Origin of the sequence: Bacillus halotolerans, assembly GCF_001517105.1 — a bacterium.
In the GTDB taxonomy this organism is placed as follows: domain Bacteria; phylum Bacillota; class Bacilli; order Bacillales; family Bacillaceae; genus Bacillus; species Bacillus halotolerans.
In genome coordinates this window covers 205,370-217,041 of the sequence record NZ_LPVF01000012.1, presented here as the reverse complement: position 1 = coordinate 217,041, position 11,672 = coordinate 205,370, and the positions used below count along the sequence as shown (strand labels likewise).

The window sequence follows — 11,672 nt, the reverse complement described above, 5'->3', positions numbered from 1 at the left end:
TTGATGAGTATATATAAAGCTTTGACGATCGCCGGCTCTGACTCAGGCGGCGGCGCGGGGATACAGGCAGATATTAAAACCTTTCAGGAGCTTGGTGTATTCGGAATGTCTGCCATTACGGCGGTAACTGCTCAAAATACACTTGGCGTCCACGGCGTGTATCCGCTGACTGCAGAGGCATTGAGAGAGCAAATTGACGCTGTGGCGGAGGATTTGAGACCGGACGCGGTAAAAACAGGAATGCTTTGGAATGCAGAAATGATTGAAGAAGTGGCAAGGAAAATTGATCAATACGAATTAAGCCGGGTGATCGTTGATCCGGTTATGATCGCAAAGGGAGGGGCGTCCTTGCTGCGCGATGAATCAATCGTTACGCTGAAGGAGCTGCTGATTCCAAGAAGCTATGCGATCACGCCGAATGTGCCGGAAGCAGAAGCGCTGACGGGTATGGCGATCCGTTCGCTTGATGACCGGAAGAAAGCTGCGGAACAGCTGGTGAAGATGGGTGCGCAGCATGTGATTATCAAAGGCGGGCACCAGCCTGAGGACCATCACATTACTGACCTTCTTTTTGATGGAAACATGTTTATGCAAATCAGCCATCCTTATATCGATACGAAGCATACGCATGGCACAGGCTGCACCTTTGCTGCGGCTTTAACAGCCCAAACCGCTAAAGGAGACAGCATCCATCAGGCATTCGAGATTGCTGCCAACTTTGTCCGCGAAGCTGTGGAAAATACGCTCGGCATCGGATCGGGCCACGGGCCGACAAATCATTTCGCTTTTATGCGAAACAGCTTAAAAATAAACCGATGAGACCACCTGCTTATGGTGGTCTCTTTCATGTTTGACTTTGGTATGCGCTTTTCATCTGGACAAGGTTATGATATGATAGGTATTAAGATCAGGTACTAATACTATGTCTTTAACAAATATAGGAGGCTTTATACATATGAATTTTTCACTTGAAGGCCGCAACATTGTTGTTATGGGAGTAGCCAACAAACGCAGTATCGCTTGGGGGATTGCGCGCTCTTTACATGAAGCGGGCGCACGATTGATTTTCACATATGCAGGTGAACGCCTGGAGAAATCTGTTCATGAACTCGCTGGAACTTTAGAGCGAAACGATTCCATTATCCTTCCTTGCGACGTGACAAACGACGCGGAAATCGAAACTTGTTTCGCAAGCATAAAGGAGCAGGTCGGTGTGATCCACGGTATCGCCCATTGTATCGCGTTTGCCAACAAAGAAGAGCTTGTCGGCGAATACTTAAACACAAATCGTGAGGGCTTCCTTCTAGCTCACAACATCAGCTCATACTCACTGACCGCTGTCACAAAAGCGGCGCGTCCGATGATGACTGAAGGCGGAAGCATCGTAACGCTGACTTATCTTGGCGGAGAGCTCGTTATGCCGAACTACAACGTGATGGGTGTAGCGAAAGCTTCTCTTGACGCAAGTGTGAAGTACTTAGCTGCTGACTTAGGAAAAGAAAATATCCGCGTTAACAGCATTTCTGCCGGTCCGATCAGAACATTGTCTGCTAAAGGCATCAGTGACTTCAACTCCATCTTAAAAGACATCGAAGAGCGTGCGCCGCTACGCCGCACGACTACACCTGAAGAGGTGGGAGATACAGCAGCATTTTTATTTAGCGATATGTCCCGAGGCATCACAGGTGAAAATCTTCATGTTGATTCAGGTTTCCATATCACTGCCCGCTAAGCAGATTCACCATCAAGCAGTCCCATATAGGGATTGCTTTTTTATTTCTTCTGATTTTCAGCATTCTGTCATATAGATAGAATATGACAGAATCGGAGGGATGAAGATGTCTAATAAGAAAAGAAACGCGGATAAAAAACCGCTCATGTATATTGTTCAGCCGGATTATATGGAAACACGCTCGTCCATGCAGGAGATCGTCATTAAAAGAAAAGCCAAATCGGCTCCGACAAAAGCAGAGGAACAGCCGGTTTATCATGAAAAAGAGCGGGAAGACATTCAGGTAAAAGGTGCCATTGAAACTGAGGAAAAAGAGCGGGAAGACATTCAGGCAAAAGATGCTCAGCAAACAGAGAAAAAACAGGCAGAGGAACAAGTGAGTCAGCAAAAACAAGAGGCGAGAGAGTCGGAGAACCAGAAAAAGCAGCAGGAACCGTTAGAAGAGCCGCAGGCAATTGAAGACACCGCCAAACAGCATCCTCAGGAAGCGGAAAAAAAGGAAGAGCCTGCACCTGAAGCCCGTAAGCCTGAAAAGGAACCGGAGGCCGTTCATAATGCAGCTAAAGCTGAAGAAAAGACACCGCCGGCCAGAAAAGTGAAAAAACCGATGAGCAAGATGTCCATCCATGAAAAAATCGACTTTTTAACAAAACTGCCGCATAACATGCCGAGAGCGCTTTGTCTGATTGAAGCCAATGGGAAAACGTACAGAGGCGTGATTGTCGGAAGAAGAAATGATTCTGTTCTGCTTCGGACGACCGGAAACGGCGCTCCGACTGAGCTGGCGATCGATGATATCACATCTTTGCACCCGTTAGGTTTTTAATGAAAGCAAAAAGCTGCCCGGCAGATCGTTCCGGCAGCTTTTTTACATAGAGAAAAGCCTGCAAATCTGCAAGCTTTTCCGCCTTATCATGAATGATGATGTGTACGATTGATTAAACGGGGATTTAAGCAATTGATCGCGCAGAAGCAGTCTAAATCCACTTCAATGCAGTAGTGCGTTTTTTCAAGTCGGAACACTTCACAAATCGTGTCTTTATCGGTGAAGTCCAAAATGTGTTTATGTTCGTCAAAAGCGATTAATAAGGATAGCGTTGCGCAGCTGCCATGAACTTTTTCCACTCTAAAAAATACTGTATTAAAGCAAGGTCCGTTATCCAGCTCGCCGACATTACCGAAGGCGACTAAAGGCTTTGATTTTGATGTAAATATTGCAAAAGGCACTGTATCGCCTAATGAATGGCTTACAGACAAAAGCTTGGAGTGGCAGCCGGCCGGGCAATCCTCTTCAACCGCATTTTGCAGATCTTCAATTTGTTCTACCGCTTCACGCACGCAGCTTGATGTTTTCTGGCTCATATATTATCCCTCCTGCCTTGTAATTTTGAGACTGGCGAAATGATGGAGAGTCAGCTGCCTCACTTTCGAAGCAGCTGAATGATTTGCACTTGTAATAGAGCTTGGAAGGGGATTCCTCTTTACAAGTGTTTATCCATTGTGATGATGCTTTTTATCCTTATGAGGCGAAGTTCTGTCAACTAATTCTGGTGACAGGCATTGAATCGCACAGAAGCATCCGAGATCCACTTCGATGCAAAAATCTGTTTTTTCGAGCCCGAAGAAATCTGGGTCACAAGGGTGGCAAACACTTAAGGTATCGCCTTTGACATCGACCGGGCGTAAAATAGAGAGTGTTGCACAGCAATCGCATAATTTTTCAACGCGGAAGAAAATGGACTCAAAGCATTGCATATCATCCACAAATCCCCCCACGTTTCCGAATGTGGAGAACAATCCGCCTTTTTTATCAAAAACGAGAAACGGAATTGTGTCTTTTCCAGCAATCGTCGGGTTTAAAAGGTTGGTATAGCAGCCAGTCGGACACTGTTCTTCAACTGCCTCCTGCTCTGCTAAAATCTTTTCCACTGCATCGCATACACAGTTCTCATGCCGGCCATGGGTTTTTCCGCAGCTCATTGATTTCAGCTCCTTCTTATAGGGTATTTGACTTTAGTCCTTAACAACATATGTACTCGTGCCTCACTTGGTGTGGGTGAACGTCTATATATTCATCATATGCTGGGAAAATAAGAAAAAGCAGAGCGTTTTAGCTCTGCTTTTAGGTCCTAGAGGACGAGTGTGATAACTAGGATGGCTACGAGAGTGTTTGTTGCTGTAGAGATAAGTGTTGCGATATCGGCATCTACTGTTGAGACGTTTACGCCGCGGGAGCATTCGATGAGAAGTTTTTGGCGGTTTACTTGCTTGTTGGCTGTAAGCTGCAATAAATCTTGTGCGACTAATTCGGCGATTACTCCGTCAGCAATGGATGTGAGAGTAGCTGTAACTACAGCTGCATTAAGCGCTGTTACAACTGATGTTACGGCTTGAACGTCTGTAGATGTAACGTTGATGTCACAAGAATCTCTGATAATAATTGTCTCATCGGAGACTTGTTTGTTAAGATTTGCCTGAGCTAGATCTTGGTCGATGAAAGCATTGTCGTTGCCAAAAAACCCATTGCCGTTACAGCAAATATCGCAATTGCATTTTCTTTCTTCTTTTTTATCTTTTTCGTCTAACGGATGGTCACAGTCAGGATCAAGTGCAACCCAAGAGTATGGTCTGCTTTCCATATCTATTCCTCCTTTTCTTTTACTGTTATTAAATGAGCGAGCCTCTTACTTTGACTGAGGCATATATCCTGATGAAGAACCCTATTTTTTATGATTGGTTTGAATTGTTATTGTTTTGCCGTCTTTGTCTGAGCTGTTCAATTAATTGCTCTCTGCGGCTTAGCGGTTTTTCGTTCTTTTGCTCTTGCGCCGTTCCTTCTTCTTTTTTCTTCTTTTGGTTTTCAATTAATGCTTCTGATTTAGCCTGCAAGTCTTTTACCAGATTCAAGAGCATTTCTTTTTCTTCATCTGATACTTTTTTCATTTTGTCTTTCGTGACGCCGTGTTTAAGAAAGATATTGTGGACCAGCATTTTCGTCATCGGATCAACTTCCGGAAGCTTTGCAAGCTCTTCTTTAATTTTATCGTTATCTGACATTTGTTTTCACCTCGACTTTTAAGTTTGTGAAAAGAAAGGGTTAAAGGACGTCAAGTTCATTGAGAATGCTGTTTAGCACCTGAAGCAAAATTTGTACAAAGGTTATTATTTCGTCGGCAGATAAAGTAATTTTGATATTCCGGCTATTGATAATTTTAATGATGGTTCTTTTTTTGATTTGGGAATTATCGAGAATGAGTATTTCGCTTGCTACTGCGTCAGCTAAATCCTCGTCGGCGATGACGAGCTGTGTTGCCAGGATAATCATTGTTGTGACCAAGGATTGTATAGAAAGGGCAGATGTTATATGTGACGTATCTATTGTGATATTTTCGCAATCAATGACTTCGATCTGCTGCTCGAATTCGCTTGATAATTGCTCAAATATTTCAGGATGCAGGGATTCAACTTCTTCTTCAAATGACATAACCTTCACTCCTTTCTTATCCATACTGTATATAATGCAGAACAAGTGCAGAGCGGAATAAGAAAAATAACCAATTTTCAACAGGACAAGATACAAATTCATGAAAGCTAGGGTTTCTGCATATATGTGAAGGGGATGATGAAAGGAGTGAACCAGTGGTTATCAATTGGCTGTCTCTTTTCCTTCTTTCGCTTGCGGTCTTCCGGCTCGCGCGTCTTTTCGTGTTTGACACGATTATGGCGCCGCTTCGCAGCCTTTTTCATGAAGAGAAGGAGGAAAAGGATGCGGACGGGAACATTGAAACGTATATTGTCATAAAGGGAACGGGTGTGAGGGCGTTTATCGGTGAATTGCTGAGCTGCTATTGGTGCACAGGCGTGTGGTGCGCCGGCTTTTTGATTTTATGCCAGGCCTTTATTCCAGAGGCGGCCCAGTGGCTGGTTTTACTGCTGGCGATCGCAGGGCTGGCCGGTATTATTGAAACCCTTGTATCAAAATGGCTGCAGGAATGAGGCATTCCCACCAGCAACTTTCCGTCAGTATCCGCATAAAGTAGCATATATGACATAAGGAAAGGAAGGGATCAAAGTGAATCAATTTAACAAACCTTCCCAAAAAACTCCATATACAGATTCATCGTATCAAACAAAAAAGATCAAAAAGAAAGGCTGCGGGTGCGGCAGTAAAAAGAAAAAACCTCAATAGCCTGACACTGACAAGAGACCGGAGATGTCCGGTTTTTTGTTTTTTTAACAATGCTGATTCGCTCAGCATATGTCATGAGAGGGGGGATCTCATGAACGAGTTTGAAAAATTCATAGAGGGCAGGTATGGACTGCACGATCAAAAGCAAAACAAACATGACAAGACGATCAAACATATTGAAAAGGAACTGGCTTTATTTGATGAAGCCGGCCTGTCGTTTGAACAAGAAATTGAAGAATTGGCTGAAAAGACGGAAGACTTACTGAAAAAACGGCAGGCTCAGCATGATCCATCATAAATCCGCAAACGCCCTATGCGGATATCCAAGCCGATCATGATGTCTCACATAGTGTATAGAGAGTAAAGGAGGTGCTTAGTTATGGGATTTGGTTACGGAGGCGGCTGCTACGGCGGCGGTTATGCTGGAGGATATTCAGGCGGTTACGGTTCAACATTCGTTCTTGTGGTCGTACTGTTCATTCTTCTCATCATCGTAGGTGCATCTTTTTTTAACTACTAAGAAATGAATGAAGGAGGAAGTACGGATGATTTCCGTGCTTCTTCCTTACATTGTGTACCCTTTGCTGCTTTTTAAATCAGTAACTTATTTTTGATTGCAAATCATCACATTATGCGTAAAGCGTTCATACAATACTGTATTACTCCGCCAAAAGGAGGCGTATCATGGATAATCAATTTTTTAAGAACATTGAAAAGAAAACAGGCGTGAACATGCAGGATGTCATGAATCTTGCAGGATCACTTCAAAACGCCAATTTTAAAGATGAAAACACAGTCCGCAGTGTCATTAAACGCGTGGCGCAGCTGGCAAACAGACGCGTGCCGAAAGAAATGGAAGATAAGATTGTCCAGTCCATTACAAGCGGAAAAGAAAAGCTTGATTTTGGAACGATTTCTAAAATGTTGGATAATAAATAAGCGGATGGCCTGGGCAGCGGGCCTTTTTTACAGTGAAAAACCCGGCAGGATCACTGCCGGGCTGTTTATTTGGGCAAAGGCTGTTTCGTTTGCTGCAAAAGAGGATACAAAAACCTTGAACGGTGGGCGGTTTTGCCGCGCCTGTTTGCGGGACAAGACAAATATAAATGCTGTTTGGCCCGTGTCATTGCAACGTACAGAAGGCGTCTTTCTTCCTCAAGCGGAGCTTCGTCTCCCTTTCTCGCTGTTTCTAGTGAGAAATCATGCGGGATGGAGCCGTCTACCGTGCCTAATACATAGACGGTTTTGAATTCGAGACCCTTTGACCGGTGAATGGTCATCAGCTGCACGCCGTTTTCATCCGTTTTGTTTTTTTCAGCAGCCCGCATGTGATCGACATGGGCGAGAAAGTCAGGGATGGTTTTGAATTTTTTGGCGACAACCTTGACGTCACGCAGGTCATCAGAACCTTTTTCCAGCTTATTTCCTTCGTTGCCCCGTTTTTTAAGTATTCGGAGAAGCCCATTTTTCCTTCGGCAAAGGTAATGGCTTCCACCGGCTTCATGGTGCGGATGCTTGCGAAAAAGGGCACGATTTTTTTGATTTTATCCAGCTGGAACGGCTTCAGATCCGGCAATTTGGCCAGCGCTTTGATCATGGAGCAGTCCTCGGTAATCGAGAGCGCCTTCAGCGTGTTTAAAGCAGACTGTTTTAGAAATAAGGCAGGCAGCAAGTGCTTAATCGCTTCAGTATCATCCTCGTTTTGGCTTGCGTACAAGTATGCGAGTATCTGGCGGACGATCCTTCTGCTGTAAAAGGACTGGACGCCGCGATCTGCGGTATACGGAATGGATGATTGATGAAGCCTTTCATAAATGGCGCGGCCGGCGCTGTTTGTGCGGTAGAGAACCGCAAAATCTTCAGGTTTTGCGCCATTTTCAATTTTTTCTTTCATATCGGAAACCACCATTGTCGCTTCTTCTTCTTCGTCATAAGGATAAAACAGCACAGGGACCTGCGCGTCGTCACGAGCGGCTTCCAGCATCTTGGCATACCTGTTTTTGTTCTTTTTCACGACAATATCAGCACTGGAAACGATCGGATGTGTTGAACGGTAGTTCGCTGTTAAATAGATTGTTTTGGCACCGGGATAATCCTTTTGAAAATCCAGAATAAAAGAAGGGCTGCTGCCGCGAAACGCATAGATTGACTGATCGTCGTCACCGACACAGCACAGGTTTTGTTCCGGACTCGCCAGCATTTGCATGATTTTATATTGAACCGGATTAATGTCCTGAAACTCATCGATTAAAATATACGTAAACCTAGATTGATATTGCTCCAGAAGGTCAGGCCGTTCTATAAACAGTTCATAGCAGGCTGACGCCATATCATCAAAATCAAATTGGCGGTGTTCTTTTTTCTGGCGCTCATAATATTCGTATAGGCGGTAGACTTGTTTTTCCCACTCATCCTTTAAAGGAATACGTTCATTCGGCAAATAAGTGTTCTTCCAGAAGCCGATTTGCTGCAAAGCCTGATCCACAGGGAACTCTTTCTCATCTACGCCTTCTTCATAGAGTGCTTTTTTCATATATTGTTCCTTTTGCCACTCCATTTTCAGCAAATGTTCGCCATTCCATTTGGCAGAATCATAGTGATACAGGATTTTATAAAACAAGCTGTGGAATGTTCCGGTGACAAGTCTTCTGACTTTTGACGGCTGTAATCCGTACTGCTTCGCCATGCGATCTTTCATTTCCGCGACGGCTTTTGTTGTAAAGGTGACAAGCAGCATATGTTCCGGCGGTATGTCTAAGTGTTCGATCATGTGGGCAGCGCGCGCGGTCAGCACACGTGTTTTTCCGCTTCCTGCACCGGCAAGCACCAATAAAGGGCCTTCCGTTTCCGTGACAGCTTTCAGCTGATCGGTGTTTAAGCCGACAGTCGGAAAAAGGCTCATATCAGGTGTTTCCGGTCTTTTTATAAAAGGTGTACCGGGTTTAATATGTCTTGGAGTCTGCCAATCCGTGACACCGGGTGCCGGATCAGCTGATATTGCTTTTCCTTTAGGCAAACGAAAGACGCCGGATTCCTGAAAGTCTTCTTTTCTCTCTTCTTTCGCCGGTTTCGGTTCGCAGGCTTCCTCACACGCCGGGAAATCACCAGGCTGCCGATGAATAAATGCAGGCGGTTCAGCGATGTTGAGCCTTAACAAAACAGGCTTTCCGCAATGAGAACAAAATAAATTCCCTTTTATTCCTTCTTCATAGAGGAATTGATAATGTTCTCTCGAATATGTATGTAAATGTATGGTTCGATCATTCAGTCGGGCGCATTTCAAAAAGGGGTCCTCCCAATAAAAAGGTGTTCATTACAGACAAAGACTATCATATCAAAAGAAACGTGTTTCAAAAAGTAAGTTTAAGGGAAAAGAACAGCAGAAGGGTGGGTATCGTATGATATATGCAGGTCAGATTCAGAACCAGCAATACGCTCAATATGCCAATCGCACAATAGGCCATAAACAGGATTATGCCGGAACAGAGAAGATCAGCTATGTCCCGTTTCAGCGGGTATACAAGGAACTTGAAAAGCAGCAGGAGAATCTAACGGCTGCTGAAAGGAAAGTAAACGAGGCAAAACGTAAGCGCTCTCTTTATAAAAGATTGCGAGAAAAAGGGATAGGCACATCTATTAATCGATATGTATAAAAAACCGTTCACATGAGAGAGCGGTTTTTTATATGCGAAAAAATCCGGATCTCAGAAGACCCGGATGGTGTTTAATCCTTAATCATTTGCAAATGGGGAATGCCGGCATCGAGAAATTCCTCTTCAGACAGCACCCGATATCCATGTTTTTTGTAAAATGGCACCGCTTGTGTTTGCGCATTTAACATAAAACCTGAAGCACCGCCGTCTGATGCCGCTTTTTCCAGCGCTTTCATAATGATGCCGCCGACACCGGCTGAGCGGTGGCTTTTTAAGACACAAATTCGCTCTAATTTGCCGTATCCGTTCTTTAGCCGCCATCTTCCGGCGCCGACCGGCTGATCTCCGTCATATACCACAATATGCTCTGATTCGTTTTCGAGCTCATCAATTTCTTCTTCAACAGGTACGTTCTGTTCTTTGACAAAGACTTCTTTTCTTACATAAAATGCATCTTTCATTTGTTTTTCATTTTTTGCGATAACTGCTTCCAATCGTTTATTCTCCTCCGCCTAACAGGAACGTTTCATATACCGTCCACGAACCGTTTTCCAATTGATACAGCAGATGAAAACGGTCAACAATTTCTTCATGAGATACTTCCTGCATTTTTAACTGTCCTAATACATCCGAATGCTCATCGTCGGAAAGGTTTTGGCCGACCGTCACATGCGGAACAAAATTGTATTCCTGATTACCGGCTAATACACCGGTGTAAAGTTTTTCATTCAGTGTTTTTAATTCTTCCGTCGGTTCTGCTTTAATGTAAATGACATTATTGACAGGCGCAAAAGAACTGTATTTGGTCATTTTGAGAACAATCGGATGAGATTCTTTAGCGATTTCTCTCAATTGTGTTACCAATTCACCGGCTTCCTCTTCCGTAAATTCAAATGATGATCTCAGCGTCAAATGAGGCGGGATCAGGGAATAGCTCGGATCATAGCGCTTTCTGTAAGAGTTCGCGAGATCTTGCAGTTTTTTTGATGGAAACAAAACAATTCCGTATTTCATAGTATGTCCCTCCTGAAAATAAAGTATGTTAGAGCATTTTTTTCAGAGCCGGCGTAATGAGCGGCTGCCAGTATGTCCACTTGTGGTCTCCGTCAAATGGCTCAAAATAATAATCGGAAAGCTTCTCCTCCAAGAGCTTTTTCAGCTCCTGATTCGGTTCTGTGAAGTCCAAAATATTGCCGTCTGTCGTATGGACGTCTGTTTCTTTTGTTCCGATTTGGTGATAAAGAGAGAGGTGTTTGATGTCGTCTGACTGTTTCACGGCTTCTAATACATGTTGATCTACATAGGGAGACTGCATGATGATGTTACCAAACATATTCGGATAATCAAGCGCTGTCATAAGAGAAACTGTCGCTCCGAGAGAATCACCGATCAGTGTCCGCCCGTAGCCGACTTGGTACGTCGGAAATTCATGGTCCGCAAAAGGAACTAGCTCGTGGGCAATAAATCGTTTATATGCCGAAAACTTAGAACCTTCCGGATGATAGGTTTTTCTGCGTTCTTTTACATCCTTGTAAGGAACACCGATAATAATGCATCGGTCTATTTCTCTTTTGGACAGCAATTCCTCCACTTGTCTGCCGATTCTCCCCAGCCTGAAATAATCGTGGCCGTCCTGCGCGATAATAAGATGATATTTATAAAGAGGGGAGTAGTTTGACGGCAGATAAACGAGTACTGTCATTTCCTCGTTAAGCTCTTTTGAAAAGAGCTTCTTTTCTTGAACTGTGCCGTTTTTCGGTGCCATAATACATTCCTCCAGGACATCACTAGACTTTCTTGCGTTTGAAATTATTGTACCATGAATTATTAGAAATTTCTCTCTTTAAACAGTTCGGTGCCCGAAGAAAAAAGTGTTGAAATAAACTGCAAATTGCGCTAATATAAAACAATCAGAAAATTGAAATCGATATTTCTTATCGTGAGAGGTGGAGGGACTGGCCCTTAGAAACCTCAGCAACCGGCTTGTTTTGCATACGTGCAAAGCGCCAAGGTGCTAAATCCAGCAAGCGTACTATGCTTGGAAGATAAGAAGAAGCGTTAAACCCCTTCTTCTTATGAAGAAGGGGTTTTTTATTAT

General features: G+C 43.9%; 17 protein-coding genes, 2 pseudogenes and 1 riboswitch. Of the genes and pseudogenes, 8 read left to right on the top strand and 11 right to left on the bottom strand.

The features are described from left to right. The first annotated feature begins 3 nt into the window (after positions 1 to 3). The 3 genes from thiD (at position 4) to cotO (ending at position 2,558) form a co-directional block, all read left to right on the top strand. Complete coding sequence (gene thiD, locus AU387_RS16420) at positions 4 to 819, top strand: bifunctional hydroxymethylpyrimidine kinase/phosphomethylpyrimidine kinase (protein WP_059336254.1); 816 nt, start codon at positions 4 to 6, stop codon at positions 817 to 819. Positions 820 to 955: 136 nt separating this feature from the next. Beyond that, positions 956 to 1,732, top strand: a complete 777-nt coding sequence (gene fabI, locus AU387_RS16415; RefSeq protein ID WP_059336253.1) for an enoyl-ACP reductase FabI — start codon at positions 956 to 958, stop codon at positions 1,730 to 1,732. A 100-nt stretch (positions 1,733 to 1,832) separates the two neighbouring features. After that, entirely contained in the window at positions 1,833 to 2,558 is a 726-nt protein-coding gene (gene cotO / locus AU387_RS16410; RefSeq protein ID WP_082687939.1) for a spore coat protein CotO, read from the top strand. Positions 2,559 to 2,644: 86 nt separating this feature from the next. On the opposite strand, the gene cotZ is transcribed toward cotO, so the two are convergent. The 5 genes from cotZ to cotV form a co-directional block, all read right to left on the bottom strand. Further along, a complete protein-coding gene (gene cotZ / locus AU387_RS16405; protein ID WP_024120943.1) occupies positions 2,645 to 3,094 on the bottom strand; it encodes a spore coat protein CotZ in 450 nt (149 codons plus the stop codon). A gap of 129 nt (positions 3,095 to 3,223) precedes the next feature. Beyond that, complete coding sequence (gene cotY / locus AU387_RS16400) at positions 3,224 to 3,712, bottom strand: spore coat protein CotY (protein ID WP_003239243.1); 489 nt, start codon at positions 3,710 to 3,712, stop codon at positions 3,224 to 3,226. Between the two features lie 149 nt (positions 3,713 to 3,861). Then, positions 3,862 to 4,371 carry a spore coat protein CotX gene (gene cotX, locus AU387_RS16395; RefSeq protein WP_059293024.1) on the bottom strand — a complete coding sequence of 170 codons (510 nt, stop codon included), beginning with the start codon at positions 4,369 to 4,371 and terminating at the stop codon, positions 3,862 to 3,864. Positions 4,372 to 4,459: 88 nt separating this feature from the next. Beyond that, positions 4,460 to 4,789: a spore coat protein CotW gene (cotW, locus tag AU387_RS16390; protein WP_059293023.1), complete on the bottom strand. Its 330-nt coding sequence runs from the start codon at positions 4,787 to 4,789 to the stop codon at positions 4,460 to 4,462. 40 nt (positions 4,790 to 4,829) lie between these two features. Next, on the bottom strand, positions 4,830 to 5,216 hold the full coding sequence (cotV, locus tag AU387_RS16385) for a spore coat protein CotV (protein ID WP_059293022.1): 387 nt from the start codon (positions 5,214 to 5,216) through the stop codon (positions 4,830 to 4,832). A gap of 155 nt (positions 5,217 to 5,371) precedes the next feature. On the opposite strand from cotV, the gene AU387_RS16380 reads away from it, so the two are divergent. The 4 genes from AU387_RS16380 to spoVIF all read left to right on the top strand — a co-directional run bounded on the left by AU387_RS16380 (position 5,372) and on the right by spoVIF (position 6,860). After that, on the top strand, positions 5,372 to 5,728 hold the full coding sequence (locus AU387_RS16380) for a DUF1360 domain-containing protein (protein WP_010333781.1): 357 nt from the start codon (positions 5,372 to 5,374) through the stop codon (positions 5,726 to 5,728). 284 nt (positions 5,729 to 6,012) lie between these two features. Further along, a complete protein-coding gene (locus AU387_RS16375; RefSeq protein ID WP_059336249.1) occupies positions 6,013 to 6,219 on the top strand; it encodes a hypothetical protein in 207 nt (68 codons plus the stop codon). 81 nt (positions 6,220 to 6,300) lie between these two features. Then, positions 6,301 to 6,441 (top strand): YjcZ family sporulation protein, encoded by a 141-nt coding sequence (locus tag AU387_RS21340; protein WP_010333783.1) that lies wholly within the window; start codon positions 6,301 to 6,303, stop codon positions 6,439 to 6,441. Positions 6,442 to 6,605: 164 nt separating this feature from the next. Further along, the gene (gene spoVIF, locus AU387_RS16370; protein ID WP_010333784.1) at positions 6,606 to 6,860 is read left to right on the top strand and encodes a sporulation-specific transcription regulator SpoVIF; all 255 of its coding nucleotides are present in this window, start codon (positions 6,606 to 6,608) and stop codon (positions 6,858 to 6,860) included. Positions 6,861 to 6,925: 65 nt separating this feature from the next. On the opposite strand, the gene AU387_RS22315 is transcribed toward spoVIF, so the two are convergent. The 3 genes and pseudogenes from AU387_RS22315 to AU387_RS22305 all read right to left on the bottom strand — a co-directional run. Further along, positions 6,926 to 7,060, bottom strand: a complete 135-nt coding sequence (locus AU387_RS22315; RefSeq protein ID WP_332455481.1) for a hypothetical protein — start codon at positions 7,058 to 7,060, stop codon at positions 6,926 to 6,928. Between the two features lie 12 nt (positions 7,061 to 7,072). Beyond that, positions 7,073 to 7,384: pseudogene (locus tag AU387_RS22310) on the bottom strand (3'-5' exonuclease); the annotation flags it as partial. 215 nt (positions 7,385 to 7,599) lie between these two features. Continuing rightward, a pseudogene (locus AU387_RS22305) lies at positions 7,600 to 8,823 on the bottom strand (ATP-dependent helicase); the annotation flags it as partial. 496 nt (positions 8,824 to 9,319) lie between these two features. On the opposite strand from AU387_RS22305, the gene AU387_RS16360 reads away from it, so the two are divergent. Continuing rightward, entirely contained in the window at positions 9,320 to 9,574 is a 255-nt protein-coding gene (locus tag AU387_RS16360; RefSeq protein ID WP_024120952.1) for a hypothetical protein, read from the top strand. Between the two features lie 71 nt (positions 9,575 to 9,645). On the opposite strand, the gene AU387_RS16355 is transcribed toward AU387_RS16360, so the two are convergent. The 3 genes from AU387_RS16355 to AU387_RS16345 are packed head-to-tail and all read right to left on the bottom strand — an operon-like array spanning position 9,646 to position 11,339. Further along, positions 9,646 to 10,068 (bottom strand): GNAT family N-acetyltransferase, encoded by a 423-nt coding sequence (locus tag AU387_RS16355; protein ID WP_059336248.1) that lies wholly within the window; start codon positions 10,066 to 10,068, stop codon positions 9,646 to 9,648. A gap of 4 nt (positions 10,069 to 10,072) precedes the next feature. Continuing rightward, entirely contained in the window at positions 10,073 to 10,588 is a 516-nt protein-coding gene (locus AU387_RS16350; protein WP_059336246.1) for a YjcG family protein, read from the bottom strand. Positions 10,589 to 10,616: 28 nt separating this feature from the next. Beyond that, complete coding sequence (locus AU387_RS16345) at positions 10,617 to 11,339, bottom strand: esterase family protein (protein ID WP_024120954.1); 723 nt, start codon at positions 11,337 to 11,339, stop codon at positions 10,617 to 10,619. 166 nt (positions 11,340 to 11,505) lie between these two features. Next, a riboswitch (SAM riboswitch) is annotated at positions 11,506 to 11,626 on the top strand. Positions 11,627 to 11,672: the final 46 nt, after the last annotated feature.

Excerpts from the sequence above, each read along its gene's own strand:
- thiD (WP_059336254.1), top strand. The coding sequence starts at position 4 with ATGAGTATATATAAAGCTTTGACGATCGCCGGCTCTGACTCAGGCGGC.
- fabI (WP_059336253.1), top strand. The coding sequence starts at position 956 with ATGAATTTTTCACTTGAAGGCCGCAACATTGTTGTTATGGGAGTAGCC.
- cotO (WP_082687939.1), top strand. The coding sequence starts at position 1,833 with ATGAAGATGTCTAATAAGAAAAGAAACGCGGATAAAAAACCGCTCATG.
- cotZ (WP_024120943.1), bottom strand. The coding sequence starts at position 3,094 with ATGAGCCAGAAAACATCAAGCTGCGTGCGTGAAGCGGTAGAACAAATT.
- cotY (WP_003239243.1), bottom strand. The coding sequence starts at position 3,712 with ATGAGCTGCGGAAAAACCCATGGCCGGCATGAGAACTGTGTATGCGAT.
- cotX (WP_059293024.1), bottom strand. The coding sequence starts at position 4,371 with ATGGAAAGCAGACCATACTCTTGGGTTGCACTTGATCCTGACTGTGAC.
- cotW (WP_059293023.1), bottom strand. The coding sequence starts at position 4,789 with ATGTCAGATAACGATAAAATTAAAGAAGAGCTTGCAAAGCTTCCGGAA.
- cotV (WP_059293022.1), bottom strand. The coding sequence starts at position 5,216 with ATGTCATTTGAAGAAGAAGTTGAATCCCTGCATCCTGAAATATTTGAG.
- AU387_RS16375 (WP_059336249.1), top strand. The coding sequence starts at position 6,013 with ATGAACGAGTTTGAAAAATTCATAGAGGGCAGGTATGGACTGCACGAT.
- AU387_RS21340 (WP_010333783.1), top strand. The coding sequence starts at position 6,301 with ATGGGATTTGGTTACGGAGGCGGCTGCTACGGCGGCGGTTATGCTGGA.
- spoVIF (WP_010333784.1), top strand. The coding sequence starts at position 6,606 with ATGGATAATCAATTTTTTAAGAACATTGAAAAGAAAACAGGCGTGAAC.
- AU387_RS16360 (WP_024120952.1), top strand. The coding sequence starts at position 9,320 with ATGATATATGCAGGTCAGATTCAGAACCAGCAATACGCTCAATATGCC.
- AU387_RS16350 (WP_059336246.1), bottom strand. The coding sequence starts at position 10,588 with ATGAAATACGGAATTGTTTTGTTTCCATCAAAAAAACTGCAAGATCTC.
- AU387_RS16345 (WP_024120954.1), bottom strand. The coding sequence starts at position 11,339 with ATGGCACCGAAAAACGGCACAGTTCAAGAAAAGAAGCTCTTTTCAAAA.